This is a genomic window from Bacteroides sp. AF39-11AC (assembly GCF_003474285.1).
GTDB lineage: Bacteria > Bacteroidota > Bacteroidia > Bacteroidales > Bacteroidaceae > Bacteroides.
Map to the genome: position 1 here is coordinate 311 of NZ_QROH01000035.1, position 815 is coordinate 1125.

At 30.2% G+C, this 815-nt stretch carries 2 protein-coding genes; both read right to left on the reverse strand.

Annotated elements, in window-relative coordinates:
• Nucleotides 1-91: 91 nt before the first annotated feature.
• Nucleotides 92-532, reverse strand: coding sequence for a DUF4304 domain-containing protein (locus tag DW036_RS25355; protein WP_118466757.1), 441 nt, complete (start codon nt 530-532; stop codon nt 92-94).
• Between the two features lie 3 nt (nt 533-535).
• Nucleotides 536-815: hypothetical protein (locus DW036_RS25360; RefSeq protein WP_199685386.1), on the reverse strand; the 280-nt coding region annotated here is incomplete at its 5' end.

Below are 815 nucleotides of genomic sequence, written 5' to 3' on the forward strand. Positions count from 1 at the left end.
AATAATCCCTGCCTATACTGATATTTTACAGTAAGAGACAGGGATATTTCAAACGGGCGGACTAAAAACCCGAATATTCAATACAGACAGATTATTCCAAGTGAAAGTGTTTTTTTACTATCAATGGAATGTCATTTAGCTGAGGCCGTTTCTTTAAATACTGCAATATATCTTCCTCAGAATTAACTATCTCCATTTTCGAGATAATTATACTAGTTATGAGCTTTTTCAATTCCATTAATCTTTGGTCTTGTGGAAATGCACAATCCAAATCAAGTAAATTTGTAATAGTTTTTTGTTCTTCTTTGTCAACAGATGCAAAACGATTATAAATATGCATTGTAGTAGTTAACTCTATACCATTAATATTATAACCATAGTTTATATAAAAGGAATTACTATAATTGGATTTTTGTAAATTTATTATTTTGGATAATTCTTTTCCATTATAAACCCAATTATTTCCTTTTCGCTTAAATCCCAATGGGAAAAATATTTCATTTAAAAGCTCTATTATTTTTTTCTTTTCCATTTCCTAATAAGTATCTAAAATAATATTCCAAGTACCACCATATTTTTGTTGAAACAGACTTTGGTATTTATAAAGTTGCTTCCAGCCTTGTTGCATAGCTTTAGGATTAAAGGGTTTTAATTCATAAATCGTTTTTGTACTAAAGTCTACAAAATCAGGGCGTATGCCAGGGATACCTCTAAATTCTTTCATTGCAGTCCCGTCAATAACATCATTTATTTTGTAAGCCTTATGCATTTGCTGCCCCAACTGCAAATTAGATTTCGTATAAGCCCTTACAACC

Excerpts from the sequence above, each read along its gene's own strand:
- DW036_RS25355 (WP_118466757.1), bottom strand. The coding sequence starts at position 532 with ATGGAAAAGAAAAAAATAATAGAGCTTTTAAATGAAATATTTTTCCCA.